14 protein-coding genes are annotated in these 16573 nt (G+C 44.4%); 12 read left to right on the forward strand and 2 right to left on the reverse strand.

Annotated features, from left to right (window positions below):
• The first annotated feature begins 5 nt into the window (after positions 1 to 5).
• The gene (gene nuoN / locus A8F94_RS22430) at positions 6 to 1523 is read left to right on the forward strand and encodes an NADH-quinone oxidoreductase subunit NuoN (protein WP_066205974.1); all 1518 of its coding nucleotides are present in this window, start codon (positions 6 to 8) and stop codon (positions 1521 to 1523) included.
• A 191-nt stretch (positions 1524 to 1714) separates the two neighbouring features.
• Here the strand turns inward: nuoN and galU are convergent, their stop codons facing one another.
• Positions 1715 to 2581, reverse strand: coding sequence for a UTP--glucose-1-phosphate uridylyltransferase GalU (gene galU / locus A8F94_RS22435; protein ID WP_066205976.1), 867 nt, complete (start codon positions 2579 to 2581; stop codon positions 1715 to 1717).
• A gap of 185 nt (positions 2582 to 2766) precedes the next feature.
• Here galU and A8F94_RS22440 point away from each other — a divergent pair, with 185 nt between their 5' ends.
• From A8F94_RS22440 to spoIID, 5 genes are all read left to right on the forward strand, one after another.
• Complete coding sequence (locus A8F94_RS22440) at positions 2767 to 3000, forward strand: DUF1146 family protein (RefSeq protein ID WP_066205979.1); 234 nt, start codon at positions 2767 to 2769, stop codon at positions 2998 to 3000.
• Between the two features lie 318 nt (positions 3001 to 3318).
• Positions 3319 to 4053 (forward strand): YwmB family TATA-box binding protein, encoded by a 735-nt coding sequence (locus tag A8F94_RS22445; RefSeq protein ID WP_077247864.1) that lies wholly within the window; start codon positions 3319 to 3321, stop codon positions 4051 to 4053.
• A 35-nt stretch (positions 4054 to 4088) separates the two neighbouring features.
• The gene (gene murA, locus A8F94_RS22450; protein ID WP_066205983.1) at positions 4089 to 5402 is read left to right on the forward strand and encodes a UDP-N-acetylglucosamine 1-carboxyvinyltransferase; all 1314 of its coding nucleotides are present in this window, start codon (positions 4089 to 4091) and stop codon (positions 5400 to 5402) included.
• A 514-nt stretch (positions 5403 to 5916) separates the two neighbouring features.
• Entirely contained in the window at positions 5917 to 6810 is an 894-nt protein-coding gene (locus A8F94_RS22455) for a DUF6843 domain-containing protein (RefSeq protein WP_066205986.1), read from the forward strand.
• A 192-nt stretch (positions 6811 to 7002) separates the two neighbouring features.
• The gene (gene spoIID, locus A8F94_RS22460; protein WP_066205988.1) at positions 7003 to 8043 is read left to right on the forward strand and encodes a stage II sporulation protein D; all 1041 of its coding nucleotides are present in this window, start codon (positions 7003 to 7005) and stop codon (positions 8041 to 8043) included.
• A gap of 551 nt (positions 8044 to 8594) precedes the next feature.
• Here the strand turns inward: spoIID and A8F94_RS22465 are convergent.
• Positions 8595 to 9038, reverse strand: coding sequence for a VanZ family protein (locus A8F94_RS22465; RefSeq protein ID WP_066205992.1), 444 nt, complete (start codon positions 9036 to 9038; stop codon positions 8595 to 8597).
• 119 nt (positions 9039 to 9157) lie between these two features.
• On the opposite strand from A8F94_RS22465, the gene A8F94_RS22470 reads away from it, so the two are divergent.
• From A8F94_RS22470 to A8F94_RS22495, 6 genes are all read left to right on the forward strand, one after another.
• Positions 9158 to 10009, forward strand: a complete 852-nt coding sequence (locus A8F94_RS22470; RefSeq protein WP_066205994.1) for a M23 family metallopeptidase — start codon at positions 9158 to 9160, stop codon at positions 10007 to 10009.
• 284 nt (positions 10010 to 10293) lie between these two features.
• A complete protein-coding gene (locus A8F94_RS22475; protein ID WP_066205997.1) occupies positions 10294 to 12294 on the forward strand; it encodes a penicillin-binding transpeptidase domain-containing protein in 2001 nt (666 codons plus the stop codon).
• Between the two features lie 442 nt (positions 12295 to 12736).
• Positions 12737 to 13210, forward strand: coding sequence for a GNAT family N-acetyltransferase (locus A8F94_RS22480; protein WP_066206000.1), 474 nt, complete (start codon positions 12737 to 12739; stop codon positions 13208 to 13210).
• Between the two features lie 96 nt (positions 13211 to 13306).
• Entirely contained in the window at positions 13307 to 14911 is a 1605-nt protein-coding gene (locus tag A8F94_RS22485; RefSeq protein ID WP_066206003.1) for a gamma-glutamyltransferase family protein, read from the forward strand.
• A 12-nt stretch (positions 14912 to 14923) separates the two neighbouring features.
• Positions 14924 to 15529, forward strand: a complete 606-nt coding sequence (locus A8F94_RS22490) for a pyroglutamyl-peptidase I (protein WP_066206006.1) — start codon at positions 14924 to 14926, stop codon at positions 15527 to 15529.
• A gap of 138 nt (positions 15530 to 15667) precedes the next feature.
• A complete protein-coding gene (locus A8F94_RS22495) occupies positions 15668 to 16462 on the forward strand; it encodes a nucleotidyltransferase domain-containing protein (protein WP_066206009.1) in 795 nt (264 codons plus the stop codon).
• Positions 16463 to 16573 lie beyond the last annotated feature (111 nt).

The following is a 16573-nucleotide window of genomic DNA, read 5'->3' on the forward strand; positions in this document are numbered from 1 at the left end:
GCGCAATGGATTTAAACGAATTGCTTTCATATGAATGGGGAGCGATGATGCCTGAGTTCATTATCCTCGGCACTGCAGCGCTTCTGACACTGATTGATTTATTTATGCCAAAGGAAAATGACCGAAGGATTCTGGGCTGGATTGCGATTGTCGCCATTATTTCGGCGGGTATCTCACTTGCCGGGATGATTGATGTACCAGTTACGTCCATCCTTGCCGATACGTTCAGGCTGGACTCGTTTGCCAAGGCATTCAAGTTCATCCTGTTGGCCGGTTCTGCGCTCGTTTTGCTATTGGCAATACAGTATGATCCGAAAGACGGTTTCGAGGAATATCGGGGAGAATTTTTCTATTTATTCCTGACAGCTCTCCTGGGTGCCATGATTATGGCATCAAGCGGCGATTTAATAACGTTGTTCGTTGGTCTAGAGACACTGTCTATTTCATCCTATATCCTGGCTGGGATGCGGAAAAATAGGCTTGATTCGAACGAATCTGCAATGAAATATGTTCTTAATGGCAGTATCTCCACTGCAGTTACATTGTTTGGAATGAGTTATGTATATGGCTTGGCTGGTTCGACAAATCTGAAGGAAATTGCCAGTGTTCTTCAAATGACTGCCGATACCCAGCATGTTTATTTGCTTGGGATCGCCTTCTTTATGATCTTAATCGGATTATCCTTCAAAATCGCTGCCGCCCCTTACCATATGTGGGCGCCAGACGTCTATCAGGGAGCACCAACTCCTGTTACGGCGTTTCTGAGTATCGTATCTAAAACAGCCGGGTTCATCATCATTCTTCGAATCATGCTCTCGGTTTTTGGAACCTTGGCATCTGAGGGACCAAATACAATGCCGCTCCTATTGAAGCTGCAGGATTACATTGCATTCCTTGCAGCCGCAACAATGATTATTGGAAACGTTGTTGCCCTAAGGCAGCGAAATATTAAACGGCTATTTGCCTATTCAAGCATTGCCCATGCCGGTTATATGCTTGTAGCCTTCTCAACATTAAGCTATTTCATGTTTGATGCCATCTGGTTCTATTTAGTCGCGTATCTTTTCATGAATCTTGGGGCTTTCGCGGTTATCCAATTAATAACTGAAAAGGCAGGTTCATCGGAAATAAAGGATTTTGCCGGACTTTATAAACGGGCACCGTTACTGGCAGCTGCTTTTGGAATCTTGCTCCTTTCGTTGGCCGGATTCCCAGGCACGGCAGGCTTTATCGGCAAAGTGAATATCTTTATGGGTACCTTTGTTGACCCGGGGAATCCACATTATGTATTGGCATCTGTCATGATTGCCATGACAGTTGTCTCGTATATTTATTACTTTGGGATACTGACACAAGTGTTTTTCCGTCCGGCCCAAGATAGTTCAGCTATCAAGACACCAGTGGTATTGACGATTGCCATTTCGATAGCCGTTGCGGGCAGCATTTTGTTCGGTATACTTCCAAATGTGGCACTTGATTTCTTGCACGAATATTTTAATGGGTTTACCGATATCCTTAGATAGGAGAAAGGAAATCTGCGTGTGCAGGGAAGGTATAACGAAGGGCCTTTGGTTTTTAGGGGAAGCCAGGGCTTGTGTTAAGAAATACCGGGATCTGGCGAAGGGGAAGCTGGAGCCCATGGTTCAGAAATAGGGGTAACATAGATGATACAAATGGCCGGCTCAAAACTATGAGCCGGCCATTTGTTATACTATTAGTCTAGTTTTTTCTTCAAGAAAGCAAGCAGGTCTTCACGTAATTCTGGCATTTGCAAAGCAAATTCAATCGTTGTTTCAATAAAACCGAGTTTTTCACCAACGTCATAGCGGTTTCCTTCAAATTCATAAGCAAAGACCCGCTGAATTTCATTTAAGCTTTGGATAGCATCAGTAAGCTGAATTTCCCCGCCAGCTCCGACTTGCTGCTTATCGAGGAACATAAAGATTTCGGGAGTAAGGATATACCGTCCAATAATGGCAAGATTCGATGGAGCAGTGCCAGGCTTCGGTTTTTCGACAAACTGCCTGACTTGATAGCGCCTGTTGTATTCCTCAATCGGATCAATAATTCCATATCGGTGCGTTTCCGAATCAGGAACGCGCTGGACCCCAATAACAGAAGAGAGAGTCTCGTCATACTGATTGATAAGCTGCTTCAGGCATGGAACTTCAGCCTGGACGATATCGTCACCTAAAAGAACGGCAAACGGTTCATCCCCAATAAAATTGCGGGCACACCAAACCGCATGGCCAAGCCCTTTTGGCTCTTTCTGGCGAATGTAGTGGATGTCGACCATATTCGTCGAAGCCTGTACTTTCTCCAGTAAGTCGTATTTCTCTTTTTCCAGAAGGTTTTGTTCCAATTCAAAAGCATGGTCAAAATGATCCTCGATAGATCGTTTTCCTTTACCTGTAACAATAATAATATCTTCAATTCCGGACTCAATCGCTTCCTCAACAATATATTGAATGGTTGGTTTATCGACAATCGGAAGCATCTCTTTTGGCATTGCTTTTGTTGCAGGCAAAAATCTAGTGCCAAGTCCAGCAGCAGGAATAATTGCTTTTCTTACTTTTTTCACATTGATCTCCTTCTCCAAAATGTATTTAAAAATCCATTAAAAGTTTAAAAAATTGCTTTCGGGGAAGCCATTCCCTACAATAAAAAGTGTAATATTTATTATTATTTCATATAAAAAACATTCAGACAATACTTAGTAGCTCTGGAAAATTTTAATCCTGGAAAGAAAAAACGGAGGAACGAACAATGGTAGGCGGACTTGGGCCAGAGGCATTGGTGGGTATTACTACCCATCTAATTTTTATAGCATTAACATGGTGGGCATTGCAGTCGTTAAATTTCGACAAATTTCTACGTGCTGGGAAAGTGCTGCAGGCAAGGATTTTATACATACTGCTATCAATCGGAATTGGATCGACCGTAAGTAACTTCTTTTTGGATTACCTCCTGCTATCAAGGCAGCTCCAGCATATGTTTTAAGTTTTGAACAAGCAATGTGCATTCCTTTTCTCATGATGAAAACCTCTTGGGGATGTGAAATGGATTGCAAGAAATTGAAACTTTCCTTGAGGTTAAACGTCTATATCGGAGGGAAATCGGCCCCGATTGAATTGCATAATAACTGGAAAATAAAATAGGACTTCATTCATGTGTTCAAATGGGTGTTTTTTCAGTACAATCAAGATTGTGATTTAAAATACAATATGTGCAAACACTTTGTCTAAAAGTGACGAGATTTCCCATGTATGTACCCACCCTCCCTGGCAAAAATGGTAATAAGGGAAAGGGAGCGGGCGCATGAATATTAAAAAGGCTTTATCATTATTTGCCATAATTGGTTTTATCATGTTGGAACTTGGGAATAAGACGACTGTAGCTGACAGTGCATCGGAAATTTTAAGGCTTGCCGCTGTATTGGAAGCAGAAGATATTAGCTTTAAGGAGTGGTCGGTTTATTCACGGGAGTATATTGAAGTCTCCAATTCACCCGGGGAATTGGAGGAGTATGCCAATGAGCTTCAGGACATGTTCCCGGACTGGGAATGGTCCATCACCTCTAAAGGCCATCTTTGGGAGGCAACTGCTGTATCTCCTTCTACCTCCTATGGCCAGGAATACCTTCAATTAATTTCTACCCGCACACCCCGTAAGGCAGATGCGTATATAATATATAAGGTGACCGGCGGAAAATGGAATGAGGAAAGTGTGGCCTTTTTACAATCAAAGAAATTTATGGATCGGCTAAACGACATATTTCGTGGCGAACCGTCAATTTTTTCTTGTATAAAGGGTACTTTCAATGGTAGAATGGAAAAGGTTTTATCTGAAAAAGTAACTAGTATTTTGGGACAATTGAATGCCGCTGAAACCGAGGCAATGAGAGAAGACGATTTTATTTCCGTGTCGGGATATTCACCTGAATTTACCGATGTGTTTGGAAATGGTATGAACGTACAAATTGCTGTTCGTCAGGCTGGGGGAAAAGAAGCAAGTGTCATTGTCGGCACCCCCATCATAACGGTTGAATATTAATATAGAAGAGAACTTGGACGCGGAGGGGAATACACTTGGAAAAAATCATCGTCCGCGGCGGAAATAGGCTGAATGGAACAGTTAAGGTTGAAGGTGCCAAAAATTCTGTACTGCCTGTACTCGCTGCAACACTATTGGCTAGTGATGGGAAAAGTATTATTCGTGATGTGCCTACTCTCTCCGATGTATATACGATCAACGAAGTATTACGAAACCTAAACGCAGATGTCGTTTTTAAAGATAATCAAGTTGTTGTAGATGCATCTAGAGAGTTGAATGAGGAGGCACCATTTGAGTATGTCCGCAAAATGCGTGCTTCAGTATTAGTTATGGGCTCTTTGCTCGCGCGCAATGGCCGCGCACGTGTGGCACTGCCTGGTGGCTGTGCGATTGGCTCACGCCCAATCGACCAGCACTTGAAAGGCTTTGAAGCAATGGGTGCAAAAGTTAAGGTGGGGAACGGTTTTATTGAAGCGGAGGTTGATGGCCGCTTGAAAGGTGCCCGTGTTTACCTGGATTTCCCTAGCGTTGGAGCAACTGAAAATATCATGATGGCTGCCACACTTGCGGAAGGAACGACAATCCTTGAGAACGTAGCCAAAGAACCTGAAATTGTAGACCTTGCAAACCTTTTGAACAAAATGGGTGCAAAGGTTGTCGGTGCGGGTACAGGAACCATTCGGATTGAAGGCGTCAAGGTATTGTTCGGTGCTGACCATTCCATTATTCCTGATCGCATCGAAGCTGGCACATTCATGGTAGCCGCTGCGATTACTGGCGGAAATGTACTAGTCAAAGGAGCGGTTCCAGAGCATTTATCTTCATTGATTGCAAAAATGGAGGAAATGGGAATTACCATTATTGAGGAAGCGGACGGCGTACGGGTTATTGGCCCTGAAAAACTGAAGGCTGTTGATATAAAAACGATGCCTCATCCAGGATTCCCGACCGATATGCAATCACAGATGATGGCTTTGCTGCTTCGTGCTGATGGAACAAGCATGATTACCGAAACAGTGTTTGAAAATCGGTTTATGCATGTGGAAGAGTTCCGGCGCATGAATGCCGATATTAAAATAGAAGGGCGTTCTGTTATTATTCCTGGTAAATCGAATCTCCAGGGAGCAGAAGTAGCTGCAACAGACCTTCGTGCAGCGGCAGCCCTCATTTTAACAGGCCTTGTAGCGGACGGTGTAACCAGGGTTACAGAACTGAAGCATTTGGATCGGGGTTATGTAAATTTCCACCAAAAGCTTGCAGCCTTGGGTGCCGATATTGAGCGCGTTAAAGATGTTGAAGAAGTATTTGTTGAAGAAACGCAACCACTTATTTCTGATATGAACGCGTAATAATTACTTTATTTTATTCATGTAATGGCAGAGTATGCCGAAGTGAAGCCGAGGAAAAGGCTGTCTGATGTCTGACAGTGTTCCTCGGCTTTTTTGTATTGATACAAATGAAAGAGTCTTGATAAAGTAGGGAATGTCTTGATAAACACAGAAATGTCTTGATAAATTTCATAAATGTACTGTAAAAGAGAGTTTGAAATTAAAAGCATTACTAGTCGCTCAGGTATTGGAACCGTTTTGGGCTTTGAGGAAGGCAAACACGAAGTCAATAAGCTGTATTAGCACCATTTCAAGTTCTGAGACAAGCTGAAACGAAGCCAATGAGTCGTATTGGCATCATTTCAAGGTTTGTGACAAGCTGAAACGCAGCTAATGAGTCGTAATGGCATCCTTCCAAGTTTAGAGTAAAGCCGAAATGTATCAATAGATTGATCGCTGCAGTTCTAAGTTTCTTTATATTGTAACAATATCCATAGGGGCGAATTGGTAAAATGGGTGAGAGAGGTGTGTGCCCATGACAAAATTTTTTATTAAGCTGAAATCAGCACTATTTACCACCCTGGCCCTTGGAGTCATAACTCTTTTTATTCCAAACTTCCTTTCTGGATCTGTCGGGTCAACGATCTTTGTTTTTGGAATCATGCTGCTTGTCGCAATGATAGGCAATATGGTAGTAGCAATCCCAGTATCTTATTTTTCCGATTTCCTGACAAGGCGGCTCGGCGCTTTCCGATTTCCTGTTGCGGGGTTGATCCATATTGCAATTGGGCTGCTACCAGTATTGATTATTGATGAAGTAGCGTTCTATTCAATCGCAGCAGCTTTCCTATTCTTCCTCTTCACGGAGTGGCAGCAGGCAGGAAAGAAAATTGCGTTTACCTGGAAGCCCGCTATCTCATTTATAAGTGTCGTGTCAGTTGCTGCTGCAGCGATCGTTTCAGTTCCGAGCCTTGTGAATCGCTTTCAGGAACGGACCCATAATGCGTATATGATACCGAAAGGCTTTGAGGGTGAGATAAAGATTCTCCATGATATGAAAAATGCCCCTCAAGAAAAAACTGCTGACGGATATGATGTGATTACCATTAATGAATCCGGATATGGACTTTCTGCAGAGCCACTCGATAGCTCCTTAATTGAAGACAAATATTTTTTCGTTGATGAAAATGGAGATAGGGAAGAAATAGAGAAACTCTGCGTATCGGTTGGCGACAGGAAAGCAATCGGTGGCGAAGGCTATGAATACACCTATGAAACACTTTATGTGACCTCAAACAAGTGTGGCCAGGTGTTCAGGGAGAATGGCGAGAAATATTTTGGCGAGAGACTGCAAATTGAAGAAATCCTCTTTAGGGAAGGCCTTGCTGAAATGAATGACTACGGCTATACCATCCATTCGCAAAAATAATCAGAACCGCTCGCCAGAATTGTACGAGCGGTTTTTTTAGTTCAAAACGATAAAAAGATAGAGTACCCTCAGCAGGCGTAATCCCGAAAACCTCATCCTTTAGTCATATCTGCTTGTCCAACTCCATATGTTTTAATGAAGCGCAGCCGGTTCATTGCCGGCCGTTTACTTTTCAACTGGAGGCTCCGATATATGAAAAAAGTAAAACCATTCATCGCACTAGCATCCTTCCTTCTTGCTGTAACGCTCATTATACCTGCTTTACTCGTCCTCCCCTATAAGGGTGAACAGGCGGGAGGCAGACTGGGTGAAGACCTGCAGCAGGCTCCAACTGATAAGGTGAATGAACATGCAGCAGATTCCACAGTGGAAGTAGCTGTCTACCGCACCGCCCAACAGAAAATAGAAAAGTTGCAACTTAACAAATATCTCGAAGGAGTCGTCGCTGCAGAAATGCCAGCCGAGTTTGAAGAGGAGGCCTTGAAGGCACAAGCGTTGACAGCAAGGACCTATATTGTCCAACAGCTGTTGACAGAGGAGAAGCTAGGCTTGCCGGAGGGGGCACAGGTTACCGATACTGAAATTCACCAGGTATTTAAAAGTGACGAAGAGCTAAAGCAGCCTAAACCTAAAGGATGGGGTTCCGACTATAACTGGAAAAAGAAAAAAATCAGGGAGGCCGTCCGTGCAACCGACGGACAAATCCTTACCTATAATGGCAAGGCAATTACGGCGACCTTTTTTTCAACAAGCAATGGATATACGGAGAATTCAGAGGAATACTGGCCAAATGCATTCCCCTATTTACGCAGTGTTGAAAGTCCCTGGGATAAAAAATCACCTAAGTATAAGAGCCAAATGACGATTGCAGTCACAGATTTTGAAAGCAAGCTAGGCGTAAAGATTGGCAATTCCAAGACAATTGGAGTCATTAAAGGCCGGACAGCAGGCAACCGGGTAGGAACAGTCGACTTCAATGGAAAGAGCCTGACCGGAAAACAGATCAGAGAGCAGCTTGGGCTCAGATCCTCCGATTTTTCCTGGGAGAGGCGCGGCGATAAAATCCTGATCACAACGCGCGGCTTTGGACACGGAGTCGGGATGAGCCAGTACGGAGCCAATGGCATGGCGGCCGAGGGAAAATCATATGAAGAAATCGTCAAACACTACTATAAAGGCATTGATATCAGCAAAGCAGACGCAATGCTTGCGACTATAACCGCAGGAAAGTAAATCAGGCCGGCCCCATTCATTCATGGGGCTGGCTTTTTAAATGGATTCAGGACAACATTTTCAAGACAACTTTTCATATATACGGGACGTTTCCCAAAAAATGCGCGACATTTCCAAATGATACAGGACAGATTTCTGAATATTCAGGACAAACGAGTCCGCTGGGCAGAGTAAGAATGAGAAATAGTGAAATCAACCAAACTGGAATGAGTTTAAAGCCCAATTTAAAATCTATTCACAGATGAGCAGCTGCGAATAGTGATTTAGTTAATGAAGAATTTTTTATACTACCGGGATTTGTGCTCAATAATCCATCTCGTGGACATTTCATCCTCCCAGGAGAGTCAAAATGTCCACGAAACCCCATTTGGTGGACATTTCACCCTCTCAGGAGAGTCTAATTGTCTACGAAACCCCATTTGGTGGACATTTCACCCTCTCAGGAGAGTCTAATTGTCTACGAAACCTCATTTGGTGGACATTTCACCCTTCCAGGACAGCCAAACTGTCCGCGAAATCATTCTCATTACCAAAAAATACAGTCCACTGTTTCAGGCTGTCCCCTCTCGCATCCAGTCTCTCCATTTTCCCAGCAGTTCCTTAAGCCTTGAAAACTTCCCTTTAAACATTGCACCATCTACAAAATAATACACGGCCAAAACACCGGTAACGTCTTTAAAAAGGTCAAACAGCGAAGCAGAGCGGTACGGGTAAAACGACTGATGAATCTCATCTGTCAGTCCATACAGGGAGGCGGCGGCCGCGAGAATAAGATTGACCTGAACAGTAAATTTCTTTTTCAAAGTCAGGAAGGCAATGACAAACAGTCCGTATAAAATCGCAAATTCCACAAAATGAAGGGACTCCTTAATGGTCCGGTCGAGCGTTGAATCCGGGAGCTCGACAAAATGGTTACTTGGCAGGCTCGACATAATCCATATCAATGCCATATAGATGAAAGGCAGCAGCCGGGCCGCCCATTTGACAATTTTCATAAAAAAATCTCCCTTTCATGCATAAAACATTCTAAACAAACAAAAAATAATCTAAAAAATTTTCAAGCCATGTATATAATTCTACCATTGTGTTCAGAATGATTGCTGAGGTGATGATAATGAGAGAGGAAGAAAAAAAGCAATCTTCTCGAGGTTTCAAACGCTTTTTAAAAAAGCGCTGGGTATTACCCACAGTTTACATTCTTAGTGCAGCTATCATTCTGACTGGTGTTCTTTGGTATCAGAACAGCGGCGACTCAGCAGACAAAAATGATTACAAATCGACTGATATCGCCAAAAAGCAGTTCAATGAACCTTCCGTCGAAGTAAACAAGTCTATGGAAACCCTCTCGATGCCAGTTGGCAACGAGGAGCAGACAGTCATTCAGAAGAAATTCTACGACAACGCTGCAAGTGAAAAGGATCAAGAAGCGGCACTGGTATTCTATAACAATACCTACGTTCCGAACACAGGCCTTGATATCGCAATGAAGGACGGCTCCTCGTTTGATGTCCTTGCAGCACTTAGCGGTACAGTCACTAGAGTAGAGGAAGACTCCCTGCTTGGTAACTTGATCGAAGTCCAGCATGACACTGGTATTGTAACACACTATCAATCCGTAAAAGATATTAAGGTCAAAGCTGGCGACACAGTTGACAAAGGAGACGTGCTTGCGGCTGCTGGCCAAAGCCTGCTGAATGAAAAAGCCGGCACTCATGTCCACTTTGAAATCCGCAAGGACGGCGTCGCAGTCAATCCGCAAAACTACTTCGACAAGCCGTTGAGCGCACTCCAACAAGAACAAGTTGGCGAGCAGAAAGCAGCGAATAAAAAGGCAGCTGTTGAGGAAGACAACAATAGCCCAAAACCGGTTGATAAGGAAGATGCAAAGGAAGATTCCAAAGAATCCTCCGAGCAGCCAGCTGACGATTCTTCATCTGAGGAAAGCGGCGACAACTCAAATTCATAATCAATGCTAGGAAAGGGAGGGGCAACCCTCTCTTTTTTTTTTAATGAAAAAAAGCTCTATAAATAAGTTCGCATTTCTTGTTCAGACTTGCATCTTTCCGATAAGCTTCCAAAGAGATTCGTTCCATAAAAAGATTAAAGAGACGAAACTGCTTATTGGGTTATTTTTTCGCGAATCGGTCATAAATGATCCCACTGAAAAGCCAGTTGGCAAGGGCTGAATCGTTAGCCTTTCAAAACAGTTATTGGTAAAATGGGGAAAACAGGATTTTAGGGGGATAGGTGATGAAAAAGCGAATAGGCTTGCTGATAGCAGCCGTCCTAATGGTAGTGCTTGCCGGATGTACGGAAAAACCGCAGCCTGCGGACCGTTTTTCACAATACATAGAGTTATGGAACAAGCAGGACTTTGACAAAATGTATGACTATTTGTCCTCTGGTGCTAGAGATGGGATTACGAAAAAAGAGTTTACGGAGCGCTATCAGAAAATTTATGGAGACCTCCAAATTAATAACCTAAAGATAAGCTTTAAGAAGCTGAAAGAAGACAAGCAGGCAGAAGAAGAGCAGGCATCATACGGCTATACGGCAAAAATGGACAGCATCGCCGGTCCAATTGAATTCGGCCACGATGCCTATCTAGTCAAGGAAACTCGGAATGATGACGAAAATTGGTATATAGACTGGAATACGAGCTATATTTTCCCGCAGATGGAGAAGACGGATAAAATTTCGCTCTCCTCGCAAACCCCAGCACGCGGTGATATTTATGACCGAAACGGCAACAAGCTTGCAACCATTGGGCTTGTCCTTGAGATTGGCCTTGTCCCTCAAGCAATGGCCGGCAAGGAAAAAGAGAATATTGCCAAGGTAGCAGAGCTTTTGAATATGCCGGAGGAAACGATAGAGAAGGCAGTCAGCGCGAAGTGGGTGAAACCTGAATACTTTGTTCCGCTTAAAAAGGTTTCTCCGCTGGATACAGCATTGATTGATGAACTTATTAAGCTTGACCCTGTACAGACCAAAAAGGTGGAATCTCGTGTCTACCCGTACGGGGAAGCAACAGCCCATCTGGTGGGCTATGTAGGCCAGGTAACAGCCGACAATCTAGAAAAAATGAAAGACAAGGGATATTCAAGCGGGGATATAATCGGGAAGAGTGGGTTGGAAGAGCAATTCGAAGAGCAGCTTCGGGGTCAGCCGGGAGTGCAGATCTTAATAGTCGACGAAGCGGGAAATAAGGAAGTGCTGGCTGAAAAACCGGTTGTTCATGGTGAGCATGTCAAGCTGACAATTGATGCCGACCTTCAAACCAAGATAGCTGCAGAAATGAAAAAAGAGGCTGGAGCCGCCATTGCACTTCATCCTAAAACTGGAGAAACATTGGCGCTGGTCAGCTCCCCATCTTTTGACCCGAATCAGATTGTATTTGGGATGTCGGCTCCTGAGTGGAAGAAACTGAACGAAGACCCGAAGAAGCCGCTAAATGCCCGTTTTAATGACAGATATGCCCCAGGGTCGGTGATAAAACCAATTGTTGCGGGTGCAGCATTGACTGCCGGTGAGCTCGACCCGGCAGCAGCCATGAATGTGAAAGGCCTTAAATGGCAAAAGGATGCATCGTGGGGCGGATATTATGTGACTCGGGTACGCGAGGCATCGGACGTAAATCTCGAAAAAGCGCTAGTCTACTCTGACAATATTTACTTTGCGCAAACGTCTTTGAAAATGGGGAAGGATAAATTTTCAGAGACAATGAAGAACTTTGCTTTTGGAGAAGAGCTAGGCTATCCATTCCCGCTTGAAACATCTCAGACAGGCTCGCTGGATTCCGAGCTTTTCCTGGCTGATGCCGGTTATGGCCAAGCCCAGCTCGAGATGAATATCGTTCACCTTGGTTCAAGCTATACACCTTTCTTGAATGGCGGCAATATGATTAAGCCGGTTCTATTACTGGACGAGGAAAAGAGCCAAGTGTTAAAGCAAGGTGCAATCAGTCCTGAAGCTGCATCAACTGTTGGAGGAATCCTTAGGAAAGTAGTTTCCGATCCAGGCGGGACAGCACATAAAGCTGAAATAAAGGATTATCCGCTTTCCGGAAAGACGGGAACCGCTGAGATTAAGGAAAAACAAGGGGAAACTGGCAAGGAAAATGGCTGGTTTGTTGCATACAATGCTGAAGCAGGTGATATGCTTATTGCAATGGTGATCGAGGATGTCCAGAAACGAGGCAGCTCCAGCATACCAATCAATATCGTGAAAACGATTTTCGAAGAGATAAAATGAGGTAATCCAAAGGGGGGTTCCCAAGAGTGGGGGCCTCTTTTCTTTTTCAAAAACAACTTCAAGAATAGAGTTAAAGAGGCCAATTGAAATTGGCGGGCCTTCCTGTAAGCTGTTCTTCCATTTTCGAATGTTCCGATCGAAAAAGAAATGAATGACTCAATCCCGTGCAGGGTCTATTGGTTACATTTCGACCTTCTCGAGAGTCTAAAACGTTGCCAATAAAGCTTATTGGTTACATTTCCGCTTTCTCAAGCGCCTGAAACGGCGTCAATAAGGCCTATTGGTTACATTTTGCATCTCTTCAAAGCCTGAAACGTCACCAATAAATTCTATTCGTTTTATTTCACATGTCTTCAGTATTGGAAATGCTATCACTTTTAAAATCTTATCACTAGTACGTCTATAAATAGAATTGCAGCCCAAAAAGATAGGGGATACCGTCATGACAATAAAGCTAGAGTGGTATAAGGAAACTTTTAAACAGGAAATCGAAACATATAACCTGCCCCAGGATCAGCAAAGGTTCACAGCGATGCCTAAAGAGGCACTAAAAACCTGTGAAAAGGAACCGGACAGGCATCCAGTCGTTATCTTATCTGATGGAGATTTGGCTGGCTTTTTCGTTCTCCATGAGGGCGAGGACATCAGACATATTGACGGATCGGGGAACGCCATTTTACTAAGAGCTTATTCAATAGACAGCCGCTTTCAAGGAAAAGGTATAGCAGGCCGTTCGCTGGTTCTGCTTCCATCCTTCGTGAAAAAGCACTTCCCAAATAAGGAAGAAATTGTCCTTGCCGTCAATCATGCCAATCCTGTTGCACAGCATGTGTATACTCAGGCAGGTTTCGAGGACCGGGGGAAGAGGATTATCGGCAGGATGGGCGAACAATATATTCTCCACTTATCTCTTTAAACCTAGCAAATTCAGTGTCGGACTTTTCCTCCTTTTCTGAAAGATGACCGTCTGGTATACTATTTCGTAAGGCGAAACAGTCGGGGAGGGAATTAGATGTCACTTCTTACATATCCATTCTCATCAAGAAGGATGGCAACCGTGGCGCGAAACGGAATGGTTGCTACGTCACAGCCGCTTGCAGCACAGGCAGGTCTACAGATTCTGCAGCAGGGCGGAAATGCAATTGATGCCGCTATCGCAACAGCAGCTTGTTTGACCGTTGTTGAACCGACTTCCAATGGAATCGGGGGCGATGCATTTGCGCTAGTCTGGACAAAAGGGGAACTGCACGGACTTAATGCAAGCGGTCCGGCACCACAATCCCTTTCAATTGAAATACTTAAGGAACTTGGCTATGAAAAAATGCCAGTTATGGGCTGGATTCCTGTAAATGTGCCTGGCATTCCATCTGCCTGGGCCGTATTATCGGAAGGATTTGGCCGGTTGCCTCTGACAGAGGTTTTAAAGCCTGCAATTGAATATGCAAGGAATGGTTATCCGATTTCCCCAATTCTCGGAAAGTATTGGGCAAAAGCATTTCAGGCATATAAAGCTAGAGCAACTGGACCCGAGTTTGAAGAATGGTTCCGTGTTTTTGCCCCGGATGGAAAGGCACCTGAAATCGGTGAAATGTGGAAGTCCGAAGATCATGCAAAAACGTTGCAGGAAATCGCAGAAACCAATGCGGAAAGCTTTTATAGGGGCAAGCTTGCTGAAAAAATTGCTGCCGCGTCGATTGAGCAGGGCGGCTTTTTAAGGAAAGAAGACCTTGCGTCTTACCGGCCGGAGTGGGTCAAGCCTATTTCAGTGAACTACAAAGGCTATGATATTTGGGAAATCCCGCCGAATGGACAGGGCCTTGTTGCTTTGATGGCGCTTAATATCTTAAAAGAATATACGTTTACTCACCGTGAAGATGCCGATGCTATCCATACTCAGCTTGAAGCGATGAAGCAGGCTTTTTCGGATGGAAAGACATACATAACCGATCAGAAAACGATGAAGGCCAATGTTGCTGATCTTTTATCGGAGGATTTTTCAAAAGCGGCACGGGAAAAAATCAAACCGACAGCCCAAATTCCCGAACCAGGAACGCTCCCTAAAGGCGGCACAGTTTATCTTGCAACAGCGGATGCTGACGGCAACATGGTATCGTTCATCCAAAGCAACTATATGGGCTTCGGTTCCGGAGTGGTTGTGCCTGGAACAGGCATCGCCCTCCAAAACCGCGGATATGATTTTTCCCTGGACCCTGAGCACGAGAACGCACTCGCCCCTGGTAAAAAAACTTACCATACCATCATCCCGGGATTTATCACCAAAGATGGCGGGGCAGTCGGCCCATTTGGTGTCATGGGGGGCTACATGATGCCACAAGGACATGTACAGGTGGCTATGAATATGATTGATTTTGGAATGAATCCGCAGGCCGCCCTGGACGCGCCAAGATGGCAGTGGATTGAAGGGAAAAGGATTGAAGTTGAGCACGAATTTCCGAACCACCTTGTCCATCAGCTTGCGGAAAAAGGCCATCAAATAAGTGTTGCTTATGATTCCGGCCGCTTCGGGCGCGGACAGGTCATTGTCCGAAATCCCGAGACGGGCGTTTTGACTGGTGGAACAGAACACAGGACAGATGGAAGTATTGCCTGCTGGTAGGAGGAGAACAGAATGAAGAAATTGCTTTTAACAGGTTTTGAACCTTTCCTGGGATTCCCAATTAATCCTACGGAAAGAATTGTTTCAGCCCTTAATGGACAGACAATTGGGGACTACAAGATTGTTGGTTTGCTTCTTCCGGTCGACTTCAGTTCCGCGCCAAACCGAATTGTGGAAGAAGTACGCGGGCTTGGACCTGATGCTGTTATTTCGCTTGGGCTTGCTGCAGGAAGGAATGCTTTAACACCTGAACGGATTGCCATTAACTGCCGGGATGGAGCACCTGATAATAAAGGAGTGGCCCTGGAAGACGCACCAATCGCTGAAGGCGGGCCTGATGGTTATTTTTCAAGCCTGCCAATTCGGACGATGGTCAATGTGCTAAAGGAAAACGGCTATCCCGCCGAAATTTCAAACTCGGCAGGAACGTACCTTTGCAATAACGTGATGTATTCGGTCCTGCATGAGCTCACAGTATCAGGCAGGACAATTCCCGCAGGATTCATTCACATTCCAGCCTCCCACGAGCTAGCCATTTCCGGAAAAAAAGCGATGCCTTCCTGGAGCGAATCGGATCTTCTTGAAGCTGTAAAAATAGCGATTAACTGTTTAGAATAAAGTAAAAGAAACCAGGGGAATCAGCTCTCCTGGTTTTTTAAAAAAAGGCTGTGTTAAGGGGTAGTATTGATTTTATAGGCGTTGATTGGAGCGGAAATTAACAATCAACTTTGACATAGCCAAAAAAGAGGGATAAAAGTGAATGAACATATACAGGAAGTCCTTAAGCGGATTGAAGCGGAGTACAAGGTAAAGATTCTTTATGCTTGTGAGTCGGGAAGCCGTGCCTGGGGGTTTCCTTCAAAGGACAGCGACTATGACGTGCGGTTCATCTATATCCACGATAATGACTGGTACTTGTCTATCGACCAAAAACGGGAAGTAATTGAAATACCGCAGCATGACTCTTTATCAATTCCTATTGACGAACTTCTTGATGTAAGCGGGTGGGAGTTGAGAAAGGCGCTAAGGCTATTCAGGAAATCCAATCCGCCGCTTCTTGAGTGGCTCCGTTCCGGTATCGTCTACTATGAAGCCGGAGCCGCTGCTGAAAAACTGAGGCAAATGAACGAGGCTATCTTTTCACCAGTGTCCGGTATCCATCATTATCTGAATATGGCAAAAGGCAACTATCGGGAGTTCCTTCAGGGAGAAAGGGTTAAAATCAAAAAGTATTTTTATGTCCTAAGGCCAATCCTTGCGGCAAAATGGATCGAAAAATATAACACAGTCCCACCGATGGAATTCCAGACTCTTGTGGAAGATAGCCTGCCGCCCGGTGAGTTGTATGAAGAAATAAATAGTTTGCTTAAAAGGAAAATTGCAGGAGAGGAATTGGACTTGGAGCCAAGGGTCAACATTATCAATCAGTTTCTCGATAAGGAAATCCATTATCTTGCGGAATTTGCAAGAACAGTAGATACCACCGTTCAGGACCCAACTGAGCAACTGGATCAGCTGTTCAGGGAGACGCTTGAGGAAGCGTGGGAATAAGGAAAAGCACAGGAGCATTAAGCAATTCGATAATGACTTATCGTTGAGAGAAAAAACATGAAGTTTGTGCACGCGTAGGCCTTGGGTAAGACAGTTATTAATGAAAAGTTA

The sequence above is a fragment of the Bacillus sp. FJAT-27225 genome (genome assembly GCF_001685025.1).
In the GTDB taxonomy this organism is placed as follows: domain Bacteria; phylum Bacillota; class Bacilli; order Bacillales; family Cytobacillaceae; genus Bacillus_D.